This window comes from Vibrio sp. SCP2 (assembly GCF_059295395.1).
In genome coordinates this window covers 1,287,600-1,313,740 of sequence record NZ_JCAFVV010000001.1, presented here as the reverse complement: position 1 = coordinate 1,313,740, position 26,141 = coordinate 1,287,600, and the positions used below count along the sequence as shown (strand labels likewise).

Here is a 26,141-nt window from a genome sequence, read left to right as displayed (position 1 = left end):
CAAAAGGTATAGCATGCAGGATCCGCTATTAAATTCACTTATCTACGTCAGTCGATACTACGGATTAGCGAACTCTCCAGAGGCACTCATTAATGGCTTGCCTCTGTCAGACGGTAAGCTGACCCCCTTCCTATTTCCACGTTCGGCGGAACGTGCTGGGTTGGTAGCAAAAGAGAACCGATCTGCACTCACTGAAATCTCACAACTTGTGTTACCCGTTGTGCTGATCTTAAAAAGCGGTGATGCCTGTGTTCTTAACAGCATTAATGACGATAAAACCGAAGCGGAAATCGTTACAGGCGAGTCAGGTTTAGTACCGATTTCGCTCCCGATCGCCGAACTAGAGCAACTGTATATTGGTCGCTACTTTCTAGTAAAGAAACAGTTCCGTTACGATGAGCGCTCTCCGGAAGTACTTAAAACCCGTGAAGGGCACTGGTTCTGGGGTACGATTTGGCAATCGAAAAAGATCTACCGCGATGTACTTATCGCCTCGATCTTAATCAACCTATTTGCCGTCGCTGCGCCTATGTTTACCCGCTTAGTGTATGACAAGGTGGTGCCTAACCTTGCTTTTGAAACGCTTTGGGTACTGGCAAGTGGTATCTTTGTTATCTTCCTCTTCGACTTAACTCTCAAGTTAATGCGTAGCTACTTTATTGATGTGGCGGGCAAGAAGTCAGACATACTGATTTCATCTAAGCTGTTTAGTAAAGTCATGGGGATTCGTATGGAGGCTCGCCCTGCTTCGGTCGGTGCATTCGCACGCCATCTTCAGGAGTTTGAATCTATCCGCGAGTTCTTCACCTCTGCGACCATTGGTTCATTGATCGATTTGCCTTTTGCGATTCTGTTCTTAGTGCTGATTTGGTTAATGGCAGGGAACTTAGTCATCGTCCCTATCGTCGGTGTGCTGATTTTGGTGATCTACTCTGCCTTGATCCAAGGTCCATTAAGACACACCATCGAAGAGGGCTCGCGTTTAGCGTCTCAGAAATATGCCAACCTTATTGAGAGCCTTTCAGGTCTCGAAACGGTCAAGCTTTTTGGCGCACAAAGTCAGTTCCAGTTCCGTTGGGAAGAAGCGGTTGCGCACATGGCAAACTGGAATATCAAGAGTCGCCGAATCACTGATGGTATCCAAAACACCGCGGGCTTTGTTCAGCAAGCCTCCAACGTGGGTATGATTATTCTCGGTGTTTATCTGATTTCCGAAGGCGAACTGACTATGGGTGGGCTTATCGCCGCAACCATGCTTAGTGGTCGTGCAATCGGCCCTATGGTTCAGCTATCTTTACTTTCTACTCGCTACAACCAAGCGAAATCATCAATGACTATCATTGAACAAGTAATGTCGATGCCAGACGAACAAGAGGAAGGTAAACGCTATATTCACCGCCCAATTGTTCACGGTAAGATCGAGCTAGATAAGGTCACATTCCACTACCCTGACTCTCCGATTGCCTCTATTCGAGATTTAAGCCTGACGATTAACCCAGGTGAAAAAGTGGCTATTATTGGTCGTATTGGTTCAGGTAAAACCACCCTTGAGCGCTTGATCATGGGTTTATATAAGCCTACTGAGGGCCATGTCCGAATCGATGATACCGATATCGAACAATTGCACCATATTGATATTCGCAGAAACATCGGTTGTGTGCCGCAAGATAGTCAGCTCTTTTATGGCAGCATACGTGACAACATCACGCTAGGTCGTCCTCTTGCTGACGACAGAGATGTACTCGATGCTGCTAACCGAGCGGGTGTTACCGTGTTTACGCAGCAAGACCCTGCTGGACTGGAGCGCCAAGTGGGGGAAGGCGGTATGTTGCTCTCTGGCGGCCAACGTCAGGCAGTGGCTATTGCTCGCTCTTTACTGGGTCGTCCGCCCGTCTTACTTATGGATGAGCCAACCAGTGCGATGGATAACCGCTCTGAAATGCACATCAAGCAGCAACTTTCGCAATTGAAGTCGAGTGAGACGCTGATTCTAATCACTCATAAAACATCGATGCTCGATGTAGTAGACCGCGTCATTGTAATGGAAAAAGGCTGTGTGATTGCCGATGGTCCTAAGTCTGAAGTTCTGACTAACCTTAAACAAGGCAAGGTTAGAGCAGTTAATTAATTACTTAGTTCAAACCAATAAGAAAAGCCATTCGGAGAACCCGAATGGCTTTTTGTTAGAGTTTTACATAGAGCTGGATTGTATTAGTTAGTTGGGCACTTCGCCGCACCTACTTCTTTCCACACACCCCATTGTCCAGACTGTGATGGATTATCACCTTGAGTCCACCATTTCGCTTCCCAAACTTTACCTGCCCAAGAAACTTGCTCACCACCGTTGTATACCGCTGTATCAACCCAAAGATTGCTACATAGCTCTCCACCTGTTGACTTCTTAGCCACGACAACGGTCGCAGAAGCCGTTGATGTTGCTTTTCCATCACTAACCGTCACAGTAAAGGCAAGTGATGTGTCCGCAGTGTATTCTGCGGCAGTAAATGTCACGCTAGACCCGTTTACTGTTGCATTAAGACCTGCTGGCAAATCCCAAGCGTATGTAAGTGGATCGTTGTCAGCATCCGTTGAAGCAGAGGCATCAACCACAACAACATCATCCGCATTAACATTTGCTGGCGCTGTTACTGCCGCAACCGGCGCTTGATTCACTGGCGGAACGTCTTTCGAGTTAACGGTAACAACTACGGTATCCGAAGCTGACGCACCTTCATTGTCTGTCACTGTAAGCTTAAAGCTAAGCGTTTCTGTCTGCGTGACTTCAGCCACAGCGAAGCTTGCACTCGCACTATTCGCTCCAGTAAGTGTCACAGGAGTTCCAGACACTTGTGTCCATTGATAACTCGCAATCGTGCCATCTGAGTCTGCTGACGCACTGCCATCCAAGGTCACATTTGCTGGACCAACAACAGTCACATCCGCACCAGCACTTGCTTGAGGTGCACGGTTTACTGGAGGACCACCAGCTAAACCTTCATGCATTGCATTAAGGATATCGCCGTTATCTGCATCAATCTCCCAAGAGAACAAGCCTGCAAGACCTAGACTACGAACATAAGCCCCTTTGGCTTTTACAGAACGGTCATCATCGAATGTGATCAGCTGACCTGTAGTACGGTTCCAAACCCAAGCGGCTTCAGCTTGTGCATCATAGCCATACTCAAAGCCGTTGATACCAGTGTTGTTTGCCCCCAACATGTGCGCTTTCACACCTTTGTAGTCAATAACACCATCTTCCCATACACCTTGAGCTGTCGAGCCTTTAAGTTTGCCGTTACCAACACCGGTCATAGGATCGGTTGGATCTGATAGAGTATCAGGTGTTACACCTTCCCAGCCTCGACCATACATTGCTGCACCGAGTACTAGCTTGCTCGCAGGTACACCTTGTGCCAATAGAAGCTGAATACCGTTGTCAGACGTGTAAGCAGGGCCTTTATACGCTTCGCCGTTTTCGTCGACACCACTGCCATCACATTGACCCGGACGCATGAAGCTACCGCAGTAAAGCGCAGTTTGGTGGCCTACAACGTTATTCCAGCCGCCGTAGAAGTCGTAAGTCATTGCGAAAATGTAGTCCATGTATTGAACCGCATCTGCATAGTTCACATCTTCAATCTTGTCGTAACCAACACCAATGGCAGAGGTGAGTTCATAAGTTCTGCCTGTCGATACTTCAAGCTCATCAAGCATTGCTCTTAGCTCTTGCATCAAGGCAACATAAGCTGGGCCATCATTTACTGGGTCACCCAAGTTTGCCGCAGCACCGCCGCCACCTGGGAATTCCCAGTCAATATCGACACCGTCATAGAATTTCCATGTGTTCAGGAAGCGCTTAACAGAAGCGACAAAGGTGTCTCGATTGGCTTTAGTGGTGAAGTCGAAAAATGGGTCAGATAAAGTCCAGCCACCAATTGACGGAATGATTTTTAGGTTGGGATTATTCTTCTTAAGCGCCATCAACATAGCGTAGTTACCCTTGATAGGAGAGCTATACTCATGGCCTGCCTGAGGGAAACTCTTTTGGTACGCAGCCCATGGGTCATGAATAACCACTTCATAATCAGGCACTCCCTGACAAGCGGTCATCAAAGCATTGTAACTATTGCCGCCCACTGACTTAACCGATTCATTCGGTCCACAAATTGGAATAAAGCCATATAGAATGTGAGTCAGATTATCGACTGGTAAGTTGTCGACCGTGTAATCGCGCCCATAAATACCCCACTCAACAAAGTAGGTACCTACAACCGTGTTTGGATCGATGTTGTAAGATTTATTGTTCGGATCGATGTTCATCACTAATGGCTTCAAATGCGAGCCATCAGTATCTGCTACGGTCACCTCTACCGGAGCACTTGTGCTACAACCAGTCGCATCACAAGCTTCAATGGTCATTTGATACAGGCCGCCTTGACCATATTTGAAGTTTGCTGTGGTTTGACTGCCAGTAATTGGGCCAGTTGCGACTTGCACACCATCAAAATACACCTTGTAGGTGTCACCTGATGTGCCACTCCACTGGTTAAACTTAATGGTGATATCTGCCTCGTCGAAATACTTAACCATCTGGTTATAACCAGACGTTGTCTCCATCGCCAACTGAATCTTAGAAAACTGAAGATTGTTGGAGCCATATACATCAACACTTGGAGCCGTTGGTGCCGCTATTGTCGTGCCTGAGATCGCTAACGCGATGCCCGCCGCGCACAATGTAATACGATTCATACCTATTTCTCTCATTCCTTGTATGTTCACTCTAAAGTCAGAGTTAAATCTGTTCTTCAACAAATCAAAGAACATCACACTCAAGTATTTAAGAGACTTTTTTTTAGGAGAAAAAAATAAAGGCTATTTTCGAGTGACGATAAGAAATCATTTTGTTGTTGCTAAGTTGTTACATTCCAAAGTGGATATCGAGCCAAAATTTATAAATTCAATTCGCGTTAGCATAAATAACATATCAATCAACAATTTACAGACATCGGTGCTATAAAGCCATTAATAACCGACATAGAAAACTGCCACAACTTAGTCAAACTGTGGCAGTTTTAATAACATTTGTTAAATCAGAAAAAGCCGATTACTTGGACTTAAAACGCGCCGTGAAATGACGAAGTACCGGCGGTTCGTAATCAAATGTCAGCCCTTTTAGCTCGTGGGCACGCTCTTTCAAAGCGATGATCGCATCGGCAATATAGTCCATGTGATCATTGGTATAGACACGTCTTGGGATGGTCAGACGCATCAACTCTAGCTCTGATGCTTTCTGTTCGCCTGTTTCAGGGTCTCTACCAAGAAGCAGTGAACCTATCTCGACTGCGCGAATACCCGCCTCTAGATACAAAGCATTACACAGAACCTGCGCAGGGAACTCATCAGCTGGGATATGGGGAAGTATTTTAGCCGCATCAACAAACACTGCGTGTCCACCCGTTGGATATTGGATTGGAATTCCACCTTCTCTTAGGCGCTCACCGAGATACTCCACCTGACTAATTCGGTAGTGTAAGTAGTCTTCATCCGCGCCTTCATACAAACCACGAGCAAGCGCTTCCATATCACGCCCAGCCATACCACCATAGGTAACAAACCCTTCCATGGGTACGCAGCGAGTCTGAACAGCTTGAAACAGCTCTTCATGATCGCGAATACAGCAGAGGCCGCCGATGTTGACCATAGGGTCTTTCTTCGCCGACATGGTCAGCATGTCGCCGTATTGGTACATCTCACGAATAATTTCTAAGATGGACTTATCTTGATAGCCCTCTTCGCGCTGTTTGATGAAATAAGCATTTTCACAGTAACGCGCAGAATCAATCACAACCGGAATATCGTTTTTGGTTGCAATCTCATACACGGCACGCATGTTCTCCATTGAGACTGGCTGACCACCAGAACTATTACACGTCACGGTAGTGATAATCGCGCAGATGTTTTCTGAGCCGTGCGCCTCAATCGTCGATTGTAACTTGTCTAAATCAAAGTTGCCCTTCCAATCGTAAGGTGTTGTCGTGTCAAAAGCGTGTTTATCCACCACGTTAATAGCCTTACCACCGTTGAGCTCAATGTGACCTGCCGTAGTGTCAAAGTGATAGTTGGAAATGAAAACTGGCTCCGTTCCCCCACGGACGGCTTTCATCCGCTCAATCAGTGCAGGAAATAGAATTTGTTCAGCGCCACGTCCTTGATGCGCTGGCACGGTGAGTTTATAACCAAAGAAATGTTCTACCGCTGCGCATAGGTTGTAGTAGTTTCGGCTACCCGCATAAGACTCATCCCCCATCATTAAACCAGCCCACTGGTTATCACTCATCGCTCCGGTACCTGAATCGGTCAACAGATCAATGTAGACATCGTCACTTCTGAGTAAGAAAGGGTTTAATCCCGCTTCATTTAACGCGTCAACTCGATCGTCATACGTCGTCATTTTGATCGGCTCAACCATTTTGATACGGAAAGGTTCTGGAATACGTTTCATCATTAATTTCCTTTAAATAGATCTAGTCCCCCGCTGCAGTTAATCGCGGGTAATATTGATTTTGAATAAGATTGCTTCGGCGCGGAAAGCACCTCAAGGTCATTAACGAAGAGTCGTTTCTTTGTTGAGTAGGGAAAGGGTGTAGTCAACGTTATACCATGGCGACAACACTAGTCTGCTGTCTAACATATCGGTATATGCCATAGCGTTATCCTCCTGATTCATTGTACACCTAGTTAATATAGTCTAGTTATTATCCAGATTACCGTGAAAGATAGCTCAAATTTATAAACTGACGTGCCACATTAACGTGAGCACTAGTTAAGATTTGATGAATTTTTCAAACTTCTTACATTCGCATCTTGAAATCATGCGGCGAGCTAGGCACTCTCTTTGCAGTTTAAGTGCCTGTTTACTAGGAACCAAAAATGAAAATAAAAACAACATTACTTGCTGCAATCGCTTTAGGTACCAGTGGTCTAGCTGCTGCTGACGTTACTATCTCGATTCCAGACACTATCGACGTCTTAGTGGTGAACGATGCAAAACCTGAGCTATCAGGCAGCTTCTTTTCATCCAAAACGCTTACGCTACCTAACGGTGAAAACCAAATCTTATTCACGTACCAGCCATACTTCGACCAAGGTAAAGATCGCGTCATCCTTGAAAGTGATCCAATCATCGGAACCTTCAATATCGCTGATCAAGAACTGGAATTTGAATTGCCTAAGTACCGCAATGAGAGCGAAGGCTCGAAGAAAATTCGTGACTTAGAGTGGTCTTTAAAAGATGAAAGCGGTCAAGCGATCGAGATGAAGCAAGACAAGCTGGTGAAGGAAGGGATGCAAATCGGCCGCAACCACAAGATTGAATTGGCTGAGTACAACCGCCGTGGTGGCATTGCAGCAGTTTCAACAGCAGCTGTGGTTCCAGTAACCTTGCCAGCACAAATTGACGGTAAGCCGGTGAAAGCTGGCGATAACACTGCAGAAGAAATGCTGCATTTCTGGTACAGCAAAGCAGATGCGGAAACCCAAGCTCGCTTCAAAGCATTTGTAAACCAGTAATGAACTGAGGGCCCACTGACCTTTAAGCTGACTTTGCAGTAGAAAGGCGCGCAAACCCTAACAAGCCAGTACTAAACGAGTACTGGCTTTTTACTTTCTTGGCCAGTCGAGATCCGGTAACACTCCTGCGCGTTCACTACCAAGCAATCAAATACCTTGCGATCAAGCTGATTGCGATTAACCATCTCTTCAATGATTTCAATCGCCTCCTCTAAAGGAAGACCTTCTCGATAAGGGCGGGATTGGGTGAGAGCTTGAAAGACATCCGTCACCGCAATCAATCGACTTGGCTGGTCGAGCTGGCAAGCGGACAATCCTAATGGATAACCTGATCCATCAAGTCGCTCGTGGTGATTCGATGCCCATTCTACGATTTGCTGATTGGTAAACATGCGTTGTATGGCATGACGCGAATCTGTGGCGTGACGGCGAATACACGCATACTCTTCATCCGATAGCTGAGCAGGCTTATGCAATATCGCACTCGGCGTTTTAAGTTTGCCAATATCGTGAATTAATCCCGCTAGATAAAGCATTTTTCTTGCTCGTTCAGAGTAACCTAATTTATGGGCGAAAAATTCAGCGAGCTGAGCAACGTGCAAAGAGTGTTGATAGGTGAACGAGCTTTTCGCATCGACGATTTGAGCAAAAAGCTCTGCCACTTCAATCGACTCGTCTAAGCCAATAGGATCTCGATAAAGCGGGGTGAAAGTATAAGACAGGCTCTCTATATATCTCGCTTCCATCGAAAACCAAAAATCATCGCATTGAACCAACTCACTCATCACTCCGACTTGAGTCGGTTCAAACATAGTACCCGAGTTTGCTTGTAGCTCACCGATAATACTCTTCTTACTTGCTTCGGTGATATTGCCATACGAATCTAACGCGTAGTTCCCGTGTAGGTAATCAAGCCGATCAGCTAAAAAGAGTAAGGTCGCATACTGCTTAACATCATCACTCACAGCATGAATGCCCTTTAACTCTTGCCACCAGGTATGATGGAGCAAAATAGGCATGGCAAGCTCAGACAAAGGCCGACAAGCTTTAAGCAGCTCATAACCTTTGACACAGTGTTTGCGAGTATTCCTTGGCGCGAGAGCAGCCAGCAGTTCACCGACCTCAGCACTCTCAGACACTCCGCAGTCATGAATCAAACCTAATGAGAAGATGGTTTGACATCGGTCTTCATTCCAACCCATCCGTTGAGCACAGCGATAGGCGATATACGCGACTCGGTGTCCATGATAAATATCATCAACACCTACCGCATCGAGGGCATAAGCAATTTCAAATAATACGCGACGTAGATCTACGCTAACATCGTCTTGGGGCACTTCCATACTAACGCTTTAGTCATTTATAAATAATTTTTATGCAAGGCAGGGTAAACGAAAGTACTATCTATAAACCATAAATTATGAATGGTTATTAACAGAATTGTGAACCGTGCAACGTAGTGCGTATTTTTCGTGCTAGAAATCAAACTCTTTTTTCATTTAATTAATCTAGCCATCACCTTTGTAGTTTGTTAGGTTAGTTTAATTAACATATGCAAGGAATAGACTATGTTTACACATAAAGTGGATGACGATATTTCCATCGCACTGGTTCAAGAATCCTTTGCAGTCAAATACAGTGAACTGGTCACTGACCAAATTGACTATTTATCCCAATGGCTTGCTTGGCCACCTCATTACACGAGTGAACAAGATTTTCGTCTGTTTGTACAACGCGTGCTGCATGAATACGCAGAAGGAAAAACCATTACTTGTGCCATTGTGTATCGTGGAGAAATCGTTGGAAACTGTAGCTGTTTCAATATTGACTATGACACTAAATGCCTAGAAATAGGCTATTGGTTATCAAAGCACCACCAAGGCAATGGAATTGTCACTCGCGTTGTCAAACATCTAATCGATTTTGCTTTCAACGAGTTAAACATGGAAAAAGTCCAACTTTCAGCAGCGGTAGAAAACCGAGCAAGTCGGAGTGTTGCTGAAAGGTCGGGGATGACTCTGGAAGGTGTGATCACCAATCAAGAAAAAATCGGTGAACGGATTCTCGACCACGCTATCTATGGCATTCACAGAAATCGCTAGGGTTGAGTTGACGCTGAGCACAATTTTACTCGTTATCTCATAGATATAGAGTGCTTTATGCTAGGATTGCGCTCGTTTTTAAACTCTCGGGATAGATGTTATGCCCAGCTATGCAAAGTTTCTTCTTATTGCCGTTGCGTTAGGTGCCGGTTTCTTTGCCAGTGATATTGTTAAGTGGTATCAATCAACAAACCAGCAGGTATCTCTAGACGACTACTGCCTGCTTACGACTAGCCAGTGTCAGCAAGACGCTATCTCTGTTCAGGCAAACAAAGACATCACTCACCCACTCGTCCCTACCCAAGTGACGGTTAACTGGGCAAACGCCAATAGCGATAGTCTGATGATGACTTTAAAAGGGTATGAGATGGAGATGGGCACTGTTGTGTTTAAGATCGACAAATCTGGCTCAGGAATCTTTACTGGTGAAGTCGTGTTACCTGTGTGCACAGAAGACGCGATGACTTGGTATGGCACCATCACTGACGGCAAACAATCAATCAATACATCAATAAGGATGGAACGATGAGTAAGAACTGGTCATTAATCCTAGTCGCTGCCTTTGTTCTTGGCTTTGGACTGAAAAGCTATCTCGATCATCAAAATAGTGATGCACCCGTCGCGCAAGATACATCTAGCATTACGCTGTTCGGTGAAGATAACAAAGCGGTGTCACTTTTCGATCCTCAAGATACACGAATTAGAGTCGTTTACTTTGGCTTTACTCGTTGTCCAGATGTATGCCCAACGTCTTTGGCCATGCTGGCAGGCGCGCTGAACCAAATTGATCAAGAAACGAAAGAACACTTCCGCCCAGTGTTTATCTCGCTGGATCCGGAGCGTGATGCGGCTGCTGACTCATACAAATACGCTCAATACTTTCACCCAATGATTGAAGGACTTTCAGCGCCTTTAGAGGTGACTACCCCACTTGCTCATCAGTATGGTGTGATTTTCCGTAAAACCGAACTAGAAAACTCTGAATTGAAATATACGCTGGATCACAGCTCCTATTTCTATTTCCTCAAACCAGATGGCACATTAATCACAAAAGTGCCACACACGCTCACTCCAGCACCGCTGGTTGAAGCCTTTAAAACGATTACATCGAAAGGATAGTCAGGATGAAACTTAAAGCCCTTCTCTTAGCCTCTTTGGCATTAAGCCCTTTTGCTTATGCAGATTCAGATATCATGGCTCATCACACCTACGCACGTGCTACGCCACCCAATGCAGCAACCAGTGCCGTGTTTGGTGAGTTTATGAATCATAGTGATAAAGACCGTTATATCGTCTCCGCTACCACAGATGCGGCAGGTAAAGTTGAACTGCACGATGTGATCAAAGAGGGCGATGTGATGAAAATGCGCCAAGTTGAGCAAATTACCATCCCTGCAAATGGGACTGCGGTCCTAAAACCTGGCAGCCTACATATTATGCTATTCAACCTAACGAAACCTTTTGCTGAAGGCGATAGCATTGATGTTCAGCTCACCTTTGCCAACGGTGACCAACAAACCATCACAGCTCCGATTAAGAAAGTGATGAGTGGTATGAAACATCACCACCACTAAGCAATGATTTTAATATAAGAGGTGGGCAAATGTTCACCTCTTTTGCTATCATAGCCGGCGTAAACAGAAATAAGTCCATAGGAGGATACGATGATTGTACTTAAACCCACTCGGCAAAATTGGTGAAGTCACTTTAATAACCCACTTCTACCCTTCCTTTGCCCGGTGTTATCTAAACCGGGGTCTTAAGACCCTAGCAAATTTATATGGATACAGATATCTGTATGCTTGGGGCAACTATGAATACCAAAGCAAATACGCCAATATCTTTAGCGACACTTGGTTGGAACAACCTATTTCAACAACAACTAACACTAGAAGATTTAGATCAAGAGTTCACTGCCGCTCGTATCACTGAGCACCACCGCAGTGGCTATAAGCTATTGAGCGAATCTGGTGAGTTTCCATTGGAGATCCACAAGTCACTACCCTCTATGACGGTGGGTGACTGGATTTTGATCGATAGCAATCAGCACTTTGTGAAGCTTTTGGACAGGCAATCCTTGTTCCATCGCAAAGCAGCAGGTAGCAAGGTCAACGAACAGCTCATTGCTGCTAACGTCACAACCTTGTTTATTGTTTGCTCGCTGAATGAGGATTTTAATCTCAGTCGAATTGAGCGTTACCTTGCGATTGCTCATGAAGCCGATGTTGAGCCTGTTATTGTTCTCACTAAAGCTGATTTGGCGAGCGATGCTGAAGACAAGAAAAGGCAACTACAGCAGCTAGACCCATTGTTGATAATCGAAACTGTAAATGCGCTTGATAAAACACACTGCGAAAAACTATTGCCTTGGTGTCAAAGCGGGAAAACCGTCGCCTTCATGGGCTCATCAGGTGTGGGAAAATCAACATTGGTGAACACCTTGCTGCAAGACCAAGTCCAGCTCACAGGCGGTATCAGAGAAGACGACAGTAAAGGTCGCCACACAACAACGAGTCGCTCTATGCACTTTATGCCGACAGGGGCCGTTTTCATCGACACCCCGGGAATGCGTGAATTACAATTGATTGACTGTGCAGATGGCGTGGCTGAAACCTTCTCTGACGTGGAGTCACTGGCTGCACAATGCCGATTTTCGGATTGCCAACATCAGGATGAACCTCACTGCCGAGTGAGAGAGGCCATCGAGTCAGGTGAATTAGAAGAGAGACGATTAACGAACTATATGAAACTACTGCGAGAGCAGCGTCGCAACAGTGCAACCATTGCTGAAAAACGTGCCTCGTTTAAAAAGCAGACCAAGTTTTATAAAAAAGTTCAAAATGCGAGCCGCAATCAGAAGCACAGTAACGGCTATTAGAGTTATTCTCACAACATGGTAAAAGGGGCGCTTGCCCCTTTTTTTGTTACTCACAAAGCACAAGATTAAAACATAAAATTCACAAAAACCGATTATAGTTAATTTTTAATGCTAATTTTCAATTAATTCTAGACACAATGTTTCAAGTCGCTAGTATGTCTGTCTCAGTTTGCAATAACTGAAATTACTATAAATTTATAAAACTATTCATTGCAGGGATAACTATGCAACACAACTCTCTTATTGCACGCTTTGCACGTGGCAATCTGGTTTTGCAGATCCTAGCCGGCATCATTCTTGGTGTGGGTTTAGCGACCGTCTCTCCAGAGCACGCAAAAAGCGTCGGTTTACTTGGAAGTCTTTTTGTCGGAGCACTAAAAGCAGTAGCGCCTATTCTTGTTTTCATTTTGGTAGCAGCATCGATTGCTAACCAAAAGAAAAACCAGCATACCTACATGCGCCCAATTGTGGTTCTTTACCTTTTCGGTACCTTTACTGCCGCTTTAACCGCAGTTGTACTTAGCTTCTTATTCCCAACCACGTTGACGCTTGTTTCTGGTGCTGAAGGGGCAACGCCTCCGCAAGGTATTGCTGAAGTACTTAACACGCTACTGTTTAAACTTGTCGACAACCCAGTCAATGCATTAATGAGTGCGAACTACATTGGCATCCTGGCTTGGGCTATCGGTCTAGGTTTAGCGCTGCACCACGCCTCTGGTACAACAAAGGCGGTGTTTGAAGACTTAAGCCACGGCGTTTCTCAGATCGTACGTTTTATCATCCGCCTAGCACCATTTGGTATCTTTGGCCTTGTGGCTTCAACACTGGCAACGACAGGTTTCGAAGCACTAGCTGGTTACGCACAATTGCTCGTGGTTCTTTTAAGCTCAATGGCGATCATCGCATTGGTTGTTAACCCAATCATTGTATTCGTTAAAACAGGTGAGAACCCTTATCCACTGGTTCTGCAGTGTATTCGTGAAAGTGGCGTAACAGCATTCTTTACACGTTCAAGTGCTGCCAACATCCCTGTGAATATGGCACTGTGTGAGAAGCTAAAACTGGATGAAGATACTTACTCAGTATCCATTCCGTTAGGTGCAACCATTAACATGGCAGGCGCTGCAATTACCATCACGACGCTAACACTTGCCGCTGTTCATACTATGGGTATTGAAGTTGATCTGCTCACCGCATTACTGCTTAGCATTGTTGCTGCGGTATCGGCGTGTGGTGCATCTGGTGTTGCGGGTGGCTCACTACTCTTGATCCCGCTTGCTTGTGGACTATTTGGCATTCCAAATGAAATCGCGATGCAGGTTGTTGCGGTTGGCTTCATTATTGGTGTTGTACAAGATTCAGCAGAAACCGCACTTAACAGTTCAACTGACGTAGTGTTTACTGCCGCAGTATGTAAAGCGAAGCAAAAACAAGCTCAGCAGTAATTGTTAGATGATATCCAATAAAATGGCCTCGTGAGTAACGAGGCCATTTTTTATTGCTTATCCATTGGCGACTGAGAATAGTCTACTTTGCCTGATGGCTCACTGACTTTAACTTCTTCATCAGGAGGTGGGCTTGCTTCCACTTGCGATGTGTTATCTGCTGTACCTGCTCCCAAAGCATCAATATGTTCATCTGTTGGTATAGAGCGCTTGTACAGCTTATTTAGAGCTTTAATAATCGAATGTTTACTGACTTTATTGTCGCGGATCCTTTTAACCATAGGTTTCGCTAAGCTTTGTAAGCCAACAACCGTGTCTACCCCGATATTCAAAGCGACCTGATCTCTTAAGTTTCTCGCTGGTTCATGGCCCAACTGGCCGGCTAAGAACAGCCAAATATACGCCAAAGCATTGCCATTGGTTTTTTGATCCATCCATGCTTCACCCGCTTTATACATAGCGTCAAGATGGCCTTTTTCAGCGGCTCGCTCAAGCCAGTAAATACCGCGTTCAAAATTACTCGCTACACCACGTCCTTGGATATAGTTAAGCCCTAACTTCATGCGCCCTTCATTACTGCGCAGCTCTGCTGCTTTGCGGTAATAGTCTGTTGATTTACTCGGACTTTTGTCTGGGTTATTCGCCGCGATATACCAATCGCCGAGGAAAACTAAAGCATTGATATGATCTTGTGCCGCGGCAGACTCCATGACAGATAACCCTTTAGGCAAATTCACTTCGGTTCCTCGACCAGTAAACAGTGCCTGAGCCATCTCAAATTGATGAGGTAAACTGCCCTCTGAAGCTGCAATGCACACCTGCCAAAACTTTGCTTGCTCCTTAAGCACAAGATCCTGCTTCATCTTGTTACTAATCCGCACCACACCGTACATTCCAGTGACGTTATCAAGTCTCGCAGCTTTGGTATACCAGTAGACCGCTTCCTGTGGTCTTGTTCTTTCAGCTTCTTTTGCTAGATACAAGATAGTGGGAACATGACCTCCTTCCGCTTGTATCACTCGCTCTTCTTGTTCCTGCTTACGGTTCTTTTCCATCGCTTTACGATAAGCGATTTCACGTTCTTTACGCTCCTGTTCGAGACGTTTTTTACGCAAAGATAGGGCTAGCATCCACAAAAACATGCAGAGAAGCAGCAAACCTGTCGCCCCAATGGCGATCCCCATGATATTCATTTGTTGTTCTTTTACTTCCTTTAGGCGCTCTACTAATAATAGTATCGGCACAAAAACCAAATGGTTGAGCGCACTATCTTAACTCAGAACACTAATCACCGTTATGCAATCGACATAAGGGTGGTATCTGCTTCACAACGTCAATCATAACTCTAATTCTATCACGCCTATATCTTATTTTAGCGACAAAAATTTTCTTCCATTCGACACCTTCGCTACTACTATTTTAGTCAACGCAATCGAATACACTGAACTCAGGCAAGAGACTTTCACAAGAAATCGAGAAAAATTGACCAAAAACAATAGCGGTGACGATGAACTTATTTTATAATGCGAATTAATGTTTCAGAGCATCATAAATTCCAATACTAGGGGCAAAAAATGAGACTTATCCCGTTAAATCAAGCAGCACAAGTAGGTAAGTGGGCAGCGGCGCACATTGTTAAACGTATCAACGATTTCAAACCTACTGCAGAGCGTCCTTTTGTTCTAGGTCTACCAACTGGTGGTACACCTTTGGCGACTTACAAAGCGCTTATCGAACTGCATAAAGCTGGCGAAGTTAGCTTTAAGCACGTAGTAACATTTAACATGGATGAGTACATTGGCATCCCTGCGGATCACCCTGAGTCATACCGTTCATTCATGTACAATAACTTCTTCAACCACATTGATATTCCAGAAGAAAACATCAATCTTCTTGACGGTAATGCACAAAACAACGAAGAAGAATGTCAGCGTTACGAAGACAAAATTAAGTCTTACGGCAAGATCAACCTATTTATGGGTGGCGTAGGTAACGACGGTCACATCGCATTTAACGAGCCAGCATCTTCTCTATCTTCACGCACTCGTATTAAAACGCTAACGGAAGATACTCGTATCGCTAACTCTCGTTTCTTTGATGGCGATATCAACCAAGTACCAAAATACGCGCTAACCATTGGTGTAGGTACACTTCTTGATGCTGAAGAGATCATGATCTTAGTAACAGGTCACAACAAAGCACTAGCTCTTGAAGCAGCAGTTGAAGGTAGCGTTAACCACCTATGGACGGTGTCTGCACTTCAGCTACACCCTAAGTCAGTAATCGTATGTGACGAGCCTGCAACTCAAGAATTGAAAGTGAAGACTGTAAAATACTTTACTGAACTTGAAGCAGAGAACATCAAAGGTTTCTAATTCCTTTGCCCAAATTGAAAAAATCCGAGCGATGCTCGGATTTTTTTATTCGGTCAATACTAGCTTTCAGGGATCTCTCCTCGCCCTTTCTGCCCTGCACTCGCAACCCAATGTTCATTCGGGTCAAACGCTTCATCACAAAGGTCTATCGAATAACCCATCTCTAGCACTTCTTTGATGGTGAGATTGTCCGCGACTTGAGTCACTTCACCACGTTCGTTACGTAATTCCATATGCGCATTCCTCTCAATATTATGATGTCTTCTTACTAAGTATAATCAAGAATTGAGAATTCATATGACGATTAGAGAACTGCTACAAAGTGAACTTCTGTTGCATGGAGCAGAAATTTAATCCTTCAATAAGCGCACTTACATACTCCAAGCTTTCATCTTCAAACTTAACGCCATACTTTACATAATGGCTAGTTTTTGACACGTTTTTAACTATTGCTTTGAGTACCTCATCAACAGCAGGGCTTTCTTCTTCTATACTGTGAATTTTTAGCTCCACCATTGATCCAACTCTGTAGTTAGTTTTACCTCTATCTACAACAATAAGACATCCTTGTTGGGACACGTCTCTAATTTGACAAAGATACTTACTGTCTGCAGGCGCAAGTATTCCATCAAGACTAATCTCTAAGCGCGCACTTTCTCTCAGGCCAACAACCACTTGAGTAGCCTTCGGTAAGGTGACGAGAAGTAAATCATTTTCCCCACCACTCAAAACGTACTCAATCTTGCTCTTGAAGTAGACTCGCGCCCCTTCTCCTTTTGAAGAGATTACACAGGCTTTTAATAGGTAACCTCGCTGCATAAACTGTGACTTTTCTTTAGGAGATACCGTCGGCATTTCGAGCAGCAGGATATTGTTTGAATGAAGACCTATGTACTTGGTGCGACATTTGAGAATTTTCCCAGTTGGTGTTGTCACTATGCACGCCACCTCACATAAAGGCATCACATTGAGAAAGGCATCTTCTCCATAATGAATCGACCCAGATGGCTCTGCACTTTTATCCATTCGATCTTGAGGTTGATTTTCTGGAGAATTAGCCTGTTGTTGGGGACTATCAGATAGTTGTAACTCTTCTAAGTTTTCGTTTTTCTTTTCAGCTACGTCCACAATCAGCGACTCCTATGCAATTTATCACTTATTTATTTATAGTCGCTCAAACGTAAATTGGAAAACTAGTCTGACCCGTTATATATGCAACTATAATTCTAGCCTGGTCATCCTACTACAAAAATCAAATCTGAAACATTAGCTTCAATAAAAAACTAAGGAATCAAATATGAAATATAGTAATCTTGTAATTTTCCACTCCTCATCGACTAAAGTCTAATGCACCACGGAATATATAGGCTTACAGAGCAATAACCAAGTCATCACTTCAAATATCACCCTTCGCAAAACATCAAATAAGAAACAGACAGACACAAATTGATTACATAAAGACAAGAAATCCTTCATGACCAAATCAAAAAAAAAACCGCTGCTATTTAGATAATTGTAAGTTAATCAGAAAAAACTGACTTGTCCGACGTTTTCGTCAGTTTATCCGCCAATAAAAAAGCTCTAGCGGAGGCTAGAGCTTTTTGGTGTTTGAACCTGCAATGAAGAATTATGGTTGCTGCTTAGTAGGCGCTAAAGCAATTTCGCGAACACAGACGTTTTGCGGTTGGTTATAAGCAAACTCCACAGCACGCGCCACATCATCGGCAGCCAATACACCGCCCATGTCAACTTTCCAGTCATCGTAACCATCTTTGATCTCTTGAGACGTAGTATGCGATAGCAGCTCAGTCTCCACAGCCCCTGGTGCAATGGTCGTAACGCGAACATTAGACGCGGCCACTTCTTCTCGAACGTTTTCAGAAATCGCGTGAACGGCAAATTTAGTACCACAATATGCAGCGTGATTAGGGAATGTCTTCTTACCTGCGATTGAGCTGATGTTGATAATTGTGCCGCTATTACGCGACATCATTGGCGCTAGCACTGCCTGCATACCGTTCAAAAGACCAATGACATTTACATCGAACATACGCTTCCATTCGCTAGCATCTTGAGTATCGATTTGACCAAGTAGCATCACGCCTGCATTGTTCACCAAGCCATCAACTGGGCCAAACTTAGCTTCCGCTTTAGCAATTGCCGCTTCAAAAGTTGCTTTATCTGTTACATCGACATGCTCGCACATGGTGTTCGGAAGTTCTAATGCCTCTAGGCGCTCTACACGACGAGCCAACAGAAGTAGAGGATGACCTTCGTTGCTTAAACGACGAGCAATCGCTTCACCAATACCTGAACTAGCACCTGTGATTACAATAAGTTTTTTCATCTTAATATTTCCTCTGATTTGGATTGAGATACAGCCTGTTTCGCTGCGATGGGGGTATATTAAGAAAAATAACTTTGTTGATATATATCACTTCAGTTGAAACACTGTTGCTATATTGCAACAATTAAGATTACTCAATTGATGGACTCTTATATGTTGAATCAGGTTAACCTCGCAGATGTACGCTCATTTGTTCTAATTGCTCAGCTTGGCAATTTTACCAAGGCAGCCGAAGCACTAGATGTATCTCGCTCCCACGTTTCACGCCAAATAAGCAACCTAGAGAAGCAGATGAAGGTAACGTTGCTAATTCGCACTACCCGCAGCTTAAAACTCACTGACGCAGGAAAACAGTTCTATTTGCAGTGTGAGAAGGCCCTAGCGGGAATTGATCAAGCCATCTTGTCTGCAGTCGATGACGTGGAGCAAGTTCAAGGTGAGATTCGCATTAACTGTGTCGGTGGCTATTTAGGGGAAGAACTCATTGCACAGATTACCTGTGACTTCATGAAACAGTACCCAAATACGCAGGTTAATCTAGATTTTAGTAGTCATAGAGTCGACTTGCTAGAAGAGGATTTTGACATCGCCTTCCGCATGGGACGCTTGGAAGACTCAGGCTTTGTTGCGCGCAAGTTGATGACAATTGAAATGAGCACACTGGCAACGCCTCAATATCTCAGTACTCATGGTCAACCTTCTCATCCTAAAGAACTCGCGCAGCATCAATGCCTAACTGGTTCAGTAAAGCGTTGGGGGTTCACCCATCAAACCAACCAAGATAAGGCTGAAATCGCCATTCATGGGCATTTACAGTGTAAAAATGGACGTGTCTTAGTGAAAGGTGCGTTGAATCATCAAGGCATTATTCGAGTCCCTGCCATCTACTGCCGAGAGGAGTTAGAGAAAGGGGAACTGGTTGAAGTATTCTCAGAGTGGGCTATCCCTAGTGTCGATTTCTCTGCAATCTATCATCGAGACAGATACCAGCCCAAGCGCTTAAGAGTGTTTATAGATTTCGTCAAACAGCGATTTGACGCACTTGCCATTTAGCGTAGAAACATACGCCCAAGTATCTTTGTGGCTAACTTACGGTATTTTAGCAGCAAGTAACTCCGCGGTAACCAAGCAGGAGAGTACAGCACTGTCTTCGCTTTAGAGAAAGTACGAAAGCCTTCCTCGCCGTGATACTGCCCTATCCCAGACTCACCTATTCCACCGAATGGCGCATCCTTGGCTGCCACGTGAAGCAAGGTGTCATTGACCACCACGCCACCGCTGTGAGTTTGTTCAATTACTTGGTGCTGTAAAATTTTGTCGTTTGACATCAGGTACAAAGCCAATGGCCGTGGCCTAGCGTTAATAAAAGCAAAAACTTCATTCAGGTGACGATAGCCAATAATTGGCAATATTGGACCAAAAATCTCTTCTTGCATAAGGAGCATTTTATCAGAGATACCCGTCACCAAGTGTGGAACCATCTGTCGAGGCTCAAGATTCAAGTAATCTATGGTGTGAACGGTTCCACCTAGGCTTTTGGCATCTTGTAAATAGTGCTGCAATCTTTGATATTGAGCGTCACTGACGATCGATGTTGAGGACTCTAGCTCCCCTTCTTTTACATAAAGTTGATAAAAGCGTTCTAAATAGCGCTCAATGAAACCTAACTCTTTACCCTGTGGCACCAAGACATAATCAGGTGCAACGCAAATTTGCCCGGCATTAATAGATTTTCCTAGTAAGATGGCATCTACCGCCTTGGCAATATCTGCATCGTTGGCAACAATAGCCGGAGACTTACCACCGAGCTCTAAGGTTACTGGTGTCAAGTTTTTAGCCGCTTCAGCAGCTACTAGTCTTCCTACCTTGGTTGAACCCGTAAACAGCAGGTGATCAAAGGGTAGCGCACTAAAATACTGTGATATATCAGCCCCGCCTTCAACTGGATAAACGTGCTCGCCTACTTCAGAAAATAGGTCACAGAGTACTTGATTGGTGTTTGGCGTGTGTTCGCTGAGTTTAACCATTACCCGATTTCCCGCAGCAATCGCCGTCACAATAGGGGTAATACTCAGTACGATAGGGAAGTTCCAAGGCACCATGACCCCAACAACACCTAAAGGTTGATAATTAACACGGACTTTGGAAGTGAACAGTAATAACCCTGCAGATCGCTTGCTTGGTTTGATCCAGCTTTTGAGATGTTTGATGGTGTAGTTGATATGGGTAATTGCTGGCAGTAAATCGCAGATCAAACTGTCAAACTCACTGCGGTATCCATAATCTTGGCGCAGCGCATCGACTAACAATTGTTTGCGCTCTAACAGTTCATACTTGAGGATGCGAAGCCATTCTAAACGCTGCTCCAACTCCGGATAAGGCAGACTGCTATAGCTCGCTTTTACTTCAGAAAACAGGTGCTTTAAGTCTTGCTCTGTTTTGACGTGTTCCTTCTGCCAACGATTAAGATCGACCACTTTTTCCATACGATAGCCAACAAGTTTTTCTTCAATTCTTGGTTAAGCTTAGTCATTTTCACAAACAAAGTCGCCTTATCCGATTGTGAAAGTGAAACTCCAATAAAAAAGCAGCGCGAGCACTGCTTTTTTATTCTTACTCTCTACAGGTTGGGAAATATTTGCTGAAACTTCTCTAAATCCACACCGCCTGCGATTCGATGACTCTCAAGCTCAACACCTTCTGGAGAATAGAAAAAGATCGCGGGAGGACCAAATACATCCCTTTCAGCAAGCCACGCCATTTGCTCCGGAGTGCTGTCAGTAACATCTAGTTTTATCGATGACCAGCTTTTTAACTTCTCTCGAACATTAGAGTCATTGAAAATCTCTTTTTCGATGACTTTGCACGAGACACACCAGTCGGCATACAAATCAACCACCACTGGCTCTTGATTGGATTTGGCAGACGCCAACGCCAGATTAAGCTGCTCAATGGTACTCACTTTATTGAACGCAGTTTTAAGATCAGATTGGCTTGACGTATTATTCGCGTGTTCCAAAGGATTAAGTGGGTCTTCATTGCCGAGAAGATAACCGACAAACAAAACCAATCCATAAAACAACGAAAGAAACGCCGCAAATTTTCGAGTCCTCGCCCATCCAGCTTCTGCTGCATCTAAGGCGCCAAAATGGATACCTGCACCAATAGCTAACATAGACCACATGAGAATCGTTACCCAAGCAGGAATGAAACGGCTCAGCAATACAATGGCAACCCCTAGCAGTAGCACACCAAACAACTGCTTAACGGCAATCATCCACGGACCACTCTTTGGAAGCAGTTTTCCACCACTGACGCCAATAAGAATCAGCGGAATACCCATACCTAAAGCCATGACAAACAAGGTAATACCACCAAATACCCAATCCTGAGTAGTAGAGACATAAAGTAGTGCCCCAGCCAAAGGAGCACTCACGCATGGTGAGACAACCAAAGCAGAAATTGCTCCCATACCAAACACACTCAGTACTCGCCCTCCTCCCAACTTATCGGAACGTGTATTGAGCTTGTTTTGTAGCGCTGACGGCAATTGCAGTTCAAAGAAGCCAAACATCGCAAGAGCGAGCAAAACAAATACCCCTGCAAATAGACTCAGCAACCAAGGTTGTTGCATTGCAGCTTGTAAATTGATCCCTTTTGCAACGGTAGTCACCAAAATACCGGTAAGCGCATAGCTTGTTGCCATCCCTAACACATACGATGATGAAAGCAGCAAACCTTTACGCCCAGTCATCTGAGAATCACCACCAATAATGCTAGAGAGGATTGGCACCATAGGTAAAACACAGGGGGTAAGCGACAGGCCTAAACCTAACAAAAAGAAGACCAACAGCGCTTGCATTCTAGAAGCACTATCAAGAAAGCTCGAAAGCCCCTTAGTATCATCAGCTAAGTTGGAAAGACGTTGCCAAACTGACGTCGCACTGTCTTGCATCCGATTTGGAAGAACCACTTCGAACGTTTGAGGTAGATAGCAAAGCCCTTTGTTGGCGCAGCCCTGATATCTAATTTTCACTTGCCCCGCACCTTGATAAGGCAACGATATGGTTACTGGCTTATCGAATACAATGACCTCACCAAAGTACTGATCTTTCTTAGACTTACCATTCCAAGAAAACTCTGGTGCTAATAAAGTGACACCATCACTAGAGGTGAATTTAAAGCGTGATTTATATAGGTAGTAATCTGGATGAACTGCAAAATGTAACTGAAGTCCAGAATCGCTTACAGACCACTGATAAGGGAAGGCCTGTTCGACAGGTAAAAACGTATCGTCGTCGGCAGCAATGGAAAAAGAAAACAGTAAAACGAACGCTAGTAGAAACCGTTTCATCGGGTCAAAAACTCCGTGTCCTGATGAATTTGTAGTTGATCATCAATAAAAATAACTCCTGCCCCTTGCGGCACAGGTAATAGAGGCTCAATCGTCAAGGCTGTGCTAATCGCACCCGCTTCTAACGCAGTTGGTGCAACTACCGTTACCGATAGAATTTTTGAATGCGTACCTTGATGGGCCAAAATGTGAGAAGTCGTCTGGTCAGAAAACTCTACTTTTCGTTCGTAGTGAGCAGAAGTCGTTAAAGCGGCATCCACTAAGGGTAAGGAAAAGTATGGCTCTGATGGCTGAGCAGGATTCAGCACCGCTACATTGAAAGGCAACGAGCCAGGTTTCGTTCCTAGCGTGCGAATATCTCCACCAAAGTTAATCAAAGCTGCCGAAACACCAAAGCTATCCGCAATGTTGATCGCTTGATCGATAGCAAACTCTTTAATTACGCCCCCGAAATCAAATCGTGTTTCTGAATGCGCAACCTCTAACGTCTTTCCATTTAACCTCCATGACTCCGTGCCCATGGCAGGCTGTGCACGCTGATATATTTCTTCGCGGCTGAGCTCACTATTGTTGGCAAGGAGCGACTTTACCGTCCCAACTGTTGGGTCAAACACACCATGAGTCCCATCAACAATATTACGTAGTGCACTGAAAACAATTAGAGACTCTTCATCTAGCTCTACCGAATGAGCAGAACGGCTGTTCACATATTGACTAAGCCAAGACTGGTTAGAATAGAAGTTATATTTTTGCTCTAAACGGCGAGTATTTTGTTCTATCATCAAGGCTATTTGGCTCGCGTCTTGCGAACCAAAAAGCTGAACCTCACAAGGAACCGTCATTGCCCGAAATTTATGGATAAATGGGGCACTAGAAGGCATAACTTGCTCCAATCGCCCACCAGCGTGCTTTAAAACCATTTGATTGCTCATAGTAAGCGCCAAGAAGGTTAACACTTAGCCCCTTATAAATCTTAAAGCTGCCGCCAAGTTCATATGCATTGGCGGTGAAGTCGCCTAAACGTAAATCTGATGTAGCGTATCCAGTAGCTGCAAAGGTTTTATCCGCACTTTTCGGATCACGGAAGAAATCCGCCCCATCTTGTGTATACCAGAAATAACCAGGCGCGAGCGTAAACCAATTAGTGACTTTCCAAGAGAGCTTACTACCAATTTGATGAGACTTAACGCCCCAGTCATCTTGGAACCACTTATAACGTGGTCGGATGGTCAGTGAATCCGTTATCGACCAGAAGGCTTGAATATTCACACCACCTGATAAGCGTTTATCAGGACGAGAATCTTGGCCTAAAAACACCTCATCAGAGCCAATCTGACCGTCATTGTTGATATCGATCTCACGCAACACTGTTAGATAGTGGTTGCTTAAGTAGCCTTGTCGATACCCCGCGTAGCCAGTGAATACCATATAGTAGTTTGGGCTAAATACTTGTGATAAGCCTGCCTCTACACTTCCTGTAAAGATACTCTCCCAATCTTGGGCATTGGTATTATTTGCAAACTTCTGAAACGCAAGCGTCTTATCAAACAGCATGGATGCACCAACGCTATAAGAGCGGTTTTTCAAGGAATCGGCAAAAATCAGTGCTTTTCCGTTAACACCAAGGCTTTCATAATCTTCTTCGCGGGAAAAGTTTTGACCTATGGTCCATTCATTACGACGTTCGTCTCGGTAAGTAACACTCGCTGCGATAGACTTACGAGTATCTTCCAGTTCGTATTTCTGAATTTGGTAACCGCTCGCATGGGGATCATAACCTCTACGGATCACTTCATCCGTCTTGCCCTGAGCGGCTTCAGTCGCTTTTACTCGATTAGCGGCATCACTTGGGCCACTGATTGGCGTCGTTGGTCCCCAAGATGGAGAAGCGCCGGAAACACTGTCGTAACCGATTTCAGCATTTAAGGTCCAATCAAGGCCGATGCTTTTTTCAAATGAGATAACGTGATCGCCCGCTTTAACACGACCGTCGTACTCTTCATAATTTAGGTAATGCTGTGAAATATGATCTTCTGCCAAGGCTGGATTGGCCACTGCTGCTGCACCAAGCAGCGTTAAAGGTAATTTTTTCATTTTGTTTTAGTTTTAATTAGTTACAACCACAACCGCCGCCACCGACGCCACTACCACCTACCGAACCTTGCTTGTAGGCGAATACTTTCTCTGAAAACAGATCAAACTCAGGTACAGGACCACCCGGCTTCATCTCTTTTTTAGCCAACGTGCCTTTTTCCCATGACTTAACCGGCTTAATACCAAGCGCTTTATCAACAAACTCAAATGCAGATTTGTTCTCTTTAACAACCTTCGGCTTTTTCAGCTGAAGTTGAGCCGTTGTCGGCCTCACAAGTTCTACGTTTCGACGCATACCAATGTCAGATTGCCCACTGGTATATACACGCGTTGAAATTACTTCTTCCTCAATCAATCCCGACTGAGTATCGACCTGCTGTACTTGCGGTGCTTTCTTACCTAGATTACTCAGGTCAACTTTAGGAGCGGCGACCGTAACTATTGGCTGCAGAGCGGCTAAAATAACGGCTAACTTGAAGGTATTACGCGTCATAACTGAACTCCCATTTCGGCGAGATCGTCAGTAATGACTTGGCTAATATTGTTAATTGCTCCGAAACGAACTTTGAGCACTTGTCCTTGGTAGATGTAATAAAGTGCTGGCATACCAATCGGCTTAAACTCACCAATTAGAGACTGTTCAGGGTCATTCACGACGGGAAAGTCGAGTCCAAGAGCTTTCTGAAAAGCCAAGCCAACTTCGACTTTTTCATCAACGTCAACACCGACGACAGTAACTCCGGTACCTTCTAATTCTCCATACAACTCATTAACTTCGGGTAACTCATGACGACATGACACACACCACTCAGCAAAAAAGTCGACGATAGTGAGTTGCTCAGCATCAAGATTTAAACGCTGAGCGGCTGAATCAGTAAGTACGTCACCTTCTTGGAAGGCCATAGCCGGTATCGTCCAAATGAGAGCCAGCAATACGATTATTCGATTAATCATCTTTTCTCCATAACTTATTGTTT

Annotated in this window: 23 protein-coding genes; 10 read left to right on the top strand and 13 right to left on the bottom strand. The window is 44.6% G+C overall.

The window, feature by feature from the left end:
• Positions 1-13 precede the first annotated feature (13 nt).
• Complete coding sequence (locus AC5O63_RS06300; protein WP_494504325.1) at positions 14-2,128, top strand: type I secretion system permease/ATPase; 2,115 nt, start codon at positions 14-16, stop codon at positions 2,126-2,128.
• A gap of 83 nt (positions 2,129-2,211) precedes the next feature.
• Here AC5O63_RS06300 and AC5O63_RS06295 read toward each other — a convergent pair whose 3' ends face one another.
• The gene (locus AC5O63_RS06295) at positions 2,212-4,749 is read right to left on the bottom strand and encodes a glycosyl hydrolase family 18 protein (protein WP_494504324.1); all 2,538 of its coding nucleotides are present in this window, start codon (positions 4,747-4,749) and stop codon (positions 2,212-2,214) included.
• A gap of 355 nt (positions 4,750-5,104) precedes the next feature.
• Complete coding sequence (locus tag AC5O63_RS06290) at positions 5,105-6,502, bottom strand: tryptophanase (RefSeq protein ID WP_171320081.1); 1,398 nt, start codon at positions 6,500-6,502, stop codon at positions 5,105-5,107.
• Positions 6,503-6,930: 428 nt separating this feature from the next.
• On the opposite strand from AC5O63_RS06290, the gene AC5O63_RS06285 reads away from it, so the two are divergent.
• Complete coding sequence (locus AC5O63_RS06285; RefSeq protein ID WP_494504323.1) at positions 6,931-7,569, top strand: DUF2057 family protein; 639 nt, start codon at positions 6,931-6,933, stop codon at positions 7,567-7,569.
• Positions 7,570-7,640: 71 nt separating this feature from the next.
• Here AC5O63_RS06285 and AC5O63_RS06280 read toward each other — a convergent pair whose 3' ends face one another.
• The gene (locus AC5O63_RS06280) at positions 7,641-8,912 is read right to left on the bottom strand and encodes an HD-GYP domain-containing protein (RefSeq protein ID WP_494504322.1); all 1,272 of its coding nucleotides are present in this window, start codon (positions 8,910-8,912) and stop codon (positions 7,641-7,643) included.
• A 225-nt stretch (positions 8,913-9,137) separates the two neighbouring features.
• Here AC5O63_RS06280 and AC5O63_RS06275 point away from each other — a divergent pair, with 225 nt between their 5' ends.
• From AC5O63_RS06275 to sstT, 6 genes are all read left to right on the top strand, one after another.
• Positions 9,138-9,671 carry a GNAT family N-acetyltransferase gene (locus tag AC5O63_RS06275; protein ID WP_494504321.1) on the top strand — a complete coding sequence of 178 codons (534 nt, stop codon included), beginning with the start codon at positions 9,138-9,140 and terminating at the stop codon, positions 9,669-9,671.
• Positions 9,672-9,771: 100 nt separating this feature from the next.
• Complete coding sequence (locus tag AC5O63_RS06270) at positions 9,772-10,200, top strand: hypothetical protein (RefSeq protein ID WP_494504320.1); 429 nt, start codon at positions 9,772-9,774, stop codon at positions 10,198-10,200.
• Positions 10,197-10,790 (top strand): SCO family protein, encoded by a 594-nt coding sequence (locus AC5O63_RS06265; protein ID WP_494504319.1) that lies wholly within the window; start codon positions 10,197-10,199, stop codon positions 10,788-10,790. Before AC5O63_RS06270 ends, AC5O63_RS06265 begins: the two co-directional genes overlap by 4 nt.
• Positions 10,791-10,795: 5 nt before the next feature.
• Positions 10,796-11,245: a copper chaperone PCu(A)C gene (locus AC5O63_RS06260; protein WP_272278817.1), complete on the top strand. Its 450-nt coding sequence runs from the start codon at positions 10,796-10,798 to the stop codon at positions 11,243-11,245.
• A 224-nt stretch (positions 11,246-11,469) separates the two neighbouring features.
• Complete coding sequence (gene rsgA / locus AC5O63_RS06255; RefSeq protein WP_494504581.1) at positions 11,470-12,549, top strand: ribosome small subunit-dependent GTPase A; 1,080 nt, start codon at positions 11,470-11,472, stop codon at positions 12,547-12,549.
• A 224-nt stretch (positions 12,550-12,773) separates the two neighbouring features.
• Positions 12,774-13,994: a serine/threonine transporter SstT gene (gene sstT / locus AC5O63_RS06250; RefSeq protein ID WP_049843302.1), complete on the top strand. Its 1,221-nt coding sequence runs from the start codon at positions 12,774-12,776 to the stop codon at positions 13,992-13,994.
• 50 nt (positions 13,995-14,044) lie between these two features.
• Here the strand turns inward: sstT and AC5O63_RS06245 are convergent, their stop codons facing one another.
• Positions 14,045-15,187 (bottom strand): tetratricopeptide repeat protein, encoded by a 1,143-nt coding sequence (locus AC5O63_RS06245; protein WP_494504318.1) that lies wholly within the window; start codon positions 15,185-15,187, stop codon positions 14,045-14,047.
• A gap of 381 nt (positions 15,188-15,568) precedes the next feature.
• On the opposite strand from AC5O63_RS06245, the gene nagB reads away from it, so the two are divergent.
• Complete coding sequence (gene nagB, locus AC5O63_RS06240) at positions 15,569-16,369, top strand: glucosamine-6-phosphate deaminase (protein ID WP_494504317.1); 801 nt, start codon at positions 15,569-15,571, stop codon at positions 16,367-16,369.
• Positions 16,370-16,428: 59 nt separating this feature from the next.
• Here nagB and AC5O63_RS06235 read toward each other — a convergent pair whose 3' ends face one another.
• From AC5O63_RS06235 to AC5O63_RS06225, 3 genes are all read right to left on the bottom strand, one after another.
• The gene (locus AC5O63_RS06235; protein WP_004745783.1) at positions 16,429-16,602 is read right to left on the bottom strand and encodes a hypothetical protein; all 174 of its coding nucleotides are present in this window, start codon (positions 16,600-16,602) and stop codon (positions 16,429-16,431) included.
• Positions 16,603-16,684: 82 nt separating this feature from the next.
• Positions 16,685-17,497, bottom strand: a complete 813-nt coding sequence (locus AC5O63_RS06230) for a PilZ domain-containing protein (protein WP_494504316.1) — start codon at positions 17,495-17,497, stop codon at positions 16,685-16,687.
• 499 nt (positions 17,498-17,996) lie between these two features.
• Positions 17,997-18,716, bottom strand: a complete 720-nt coding sequence (locus AC5O63_RS06225) for an SDR family oxidoreductase (protein WP_494504315.1) — start codon at positions 18,714-18,716, stop codon at positions 17,997-17,999.
• Positions 18,717-18,869: 153 nt separating this feature from the next.
• Between AC5O63_RS06225 and AC5O63_RS06220 the strand changes: the two genes are divergently transcribed.
• Positions 18,870-19,769 (top strand): LysR family transcriptional regulator, encoded by a 900-nt coding sequence (locus AC5O63_RS06220; RefSeq protein WP_494504314.1) that lies wholly within the window; start codon positions 18,870-18,872, stop codon positions 19,767-19,769.
• On the opposite strand, the gene AC5O63_RS06215 is transcribed toward AC5O63_RS06220, so the two are convergent.
• From AC5O63_RS06215 to AC5O63_RS06190, 6 genes are all read right to left on the bottom strand, one after another.
• Positions 19,766-21,202 (bottom strand): coniferyl aldehyde dehydrogenase, encoded by a 1,437-nt coding sequence (locus AC5O63_RS06215; RefSeq protein WP_494504313.1) that lies wholly within the window; start codon positions 21,200-21,202, stop codon positions 19,766-19,768. The genes AC5O63_RS06220 and AC5O63_RS06215 overlap by 4 nt on opposite strands.
• Positions 21,203-21,336: 134 nt before the next feature.
• On the bottom strand, positions 21,337-23,070 hold the full coding sequence (gene dsbD, locus AC5O63_RS06210) for a protein-disulfide reductase DsbD (RefSeq protein WP_494504312.1): 1,734 nt from the start codon (positions 23,068-23,070) through the stop codon (positions 21,337-21,339).
• A complete protein-coding gene (locus AC5O63_RS06205) occupies positions 23,067-23,951 on the bottom strand; it encodes an FAD:protein FMN transferase (protein WP_494504311.1) in 885 nt (294 codons plus the stop codon). Before AC5O63_RS06205 ends, dsbD begins: the two co-directional genes overlap by 4 nt.
• The gene (locus AC5O63_RS06200) at positions 23,941-25,164 is read right to left on the bottom strand and encodes a DUF3570 domain-containing protein (RefSeq protein WP_171320096.1); all 1,224 of its coding nucleotides are present in this window, start codon (positions 25,162-25,164) and stop codon (positions 23,941-23,943) included. The genes AC5O63_RS06205 and AC5O63_RS06200 overlap by 11 nt, the downstream gene beginning before the upstream one ends.
• 16 nt (positions 25,165-25,180) lie before the next feature.
• Entirely contained in the window at positions 25,181-25,657 is a 477-nt protein-coding gene (locus AC5O63_RS06195) for a DUF4266 domain-containing protein (RefSeq protein WP_494504310.1), read from the bottom strand.
• Positions 25,654-26,118 carry a TlpA family protein disulfide reductase gene (locus tag AC5O63_RS06190; RefSeq protein WP_494504309.1) on the bottom strand — a complete coding sequence of 155 codons (465 nt, stop codon included), beginning with the start codon at positions 26,116-26,118 and terminating at the stop codon, positions 25,654-25,656. The genes AC5O63_RS06195 and AC5O63_RS06190 overlap by 4 nt, the downstream gene beginning before the upstream one ends.
• Positions 26,119-26,141: the final 23 nt, after the last annotated feature.

Coding starts and splice junctions, on each gene's coding strand:
- AC5O63_RS06260 (WP_272278817.1), top strand. CDS start 10,796: ATGAAACTTAAAGCCCTTCTCTTAGCCTCTTTGGCATTAAGCCCTTTT.
- AC5O63_RS06295 (WP_494504324.1), bottom strand. CDS start 4,749: ATGAATCGTATTACATTGTGCGCGGCGGGCATCGCGTTAGCGATCTCA.
- AC5O63_RS06220 (WP_494504314.1), top strand. CDS start 18,870: ATGTTGAATCAGGTTAACCTCGCAGATGTACGCTCATTTGTTCTAATT.
- AC5O63_RS06215 (WP_494504313.1), bottom strand. CDS start 21,202: ATGGAAAAAGTGGTCGATCTTAATCGTTGGCAGAAGGAACACGTCAAA.
- AC5O63_RS06190 (WP_494504309.1), bottom strand. CDS start 26,118: ATGATTAATCGAATAATCGTATTGCTGGCTCTCATTTGGACGATACCG.
- AC5O63_RS06300 (WP_494504325.1), top strand. CDS start 14: ATGCAGGATCCGCTATTAAATTCACTTATCTACGTCAGTCGATACTAC.
- AC5O63_RS06270 (WP_494504320.1), top strand. CDS start 9,772: ATGCCCAGCTATGCAAAGTTTCTTCTTATTGCCGTTGCGTTAGGTGCC.
- AC5O63_RS06195 (WP_494504310.1), bottom strand. CDS start 25,657: ATGACGCGTAATACCTTCAAGTTAGCCGTTATTTTAGCCGCTCTGCAG.
- AC5O63_RS06245 (WP_494504318.1), bottom strand. CDS start 15,187: ATGAATATCATGGGGATCGCCATTGGGGCGACAGGTTTGCTGCTTCTC.
- AC5O63_RS06280 (WP_494504322.1), bottom strand. CDS start 8,912: ATGGAAGTGCCCCAAGACGATGTTAGCGTAGATCTACGTCGCGTATTA.
- dsbD (WP_494504312.1), bottom strand. CDS start 23,070: ATGAAACGGTTTCTACTAGCGTTCGTTTTACTGTTTTCTTTTTCCATT.
- AC5O63_RS06200 (WP_171320096.1), bottom strand. CDS start 25,164: ATGAAAAAATTACCTTTAACGCTGCTTGGTGCAGCAGCAGTGGCCAAT.
- AC5O63_RS06290 (WP_171320081.1), bottom strand. CDS start 6,502: ATGAAACGTATTCCAGAACCTTTCCGTATCAAAATGGTTGAGCCGATC.
- nagB (WP_494504317.1), top strand. CDS start 15,569: ATGAGACTTATCCCGTTAAATCAAGCAGCACAAGTAGGTAAGTGGGCA.
- AC5O63_RS06225 (WP_494504315.1), bottom strand. CDS start 18,716: ATGAAAAAACTTATTGTAATCACAGGTGCTAGTTCAGGTATTGGTGAA.
- AC5O63_RS06235 (WP_004745783.1), bottom strand. CDS start 16,602: ATGGAATTACGTAACGAACGTGGTGAAGTGACTCAAGTCGCGGACAAT.
- AC5O63_RS06275 (WP_494504321.1), top strand. CDS start 9,138: ATGTTTACACATAAAGTGGATGACGATATTTCCATCGCACTGGTTCAA.
- sstT (WP_049843302.1), top strand. CDS start 12,774: ATGCAACACAACTCTCTTATTGCACGCTTTGCACGTGGCAATCTGGTT.
- AC5O63_RS06205 (WP_494504311.1), bottom strand. CDS start 23,951: ATGCCTTCTAGTGCCCCATTTATCCATAAATTTCGGGCAATGACGGTT.
- AC5O63_RS06285 (WP_494504323.1), top strand. CDS start 6,931: ATGAAAATAAAAACAACATTACTTGCTGCAATCGCTTTAGGTACCAGT.
- AC5O63_RS06265 (WP_494504319.1), top strand. CDS start 10,197: ATGAGTAAGAACTGGTCATTAATCCTAGTCGCTGCCTTTGTTCTTGGC.
- rsgA (WP_494504581.1), top strand. CDS start 11,470: ATGCTTGGGGCAACTATGAATACCAAAGCAAATACGCCAATATCTTTA.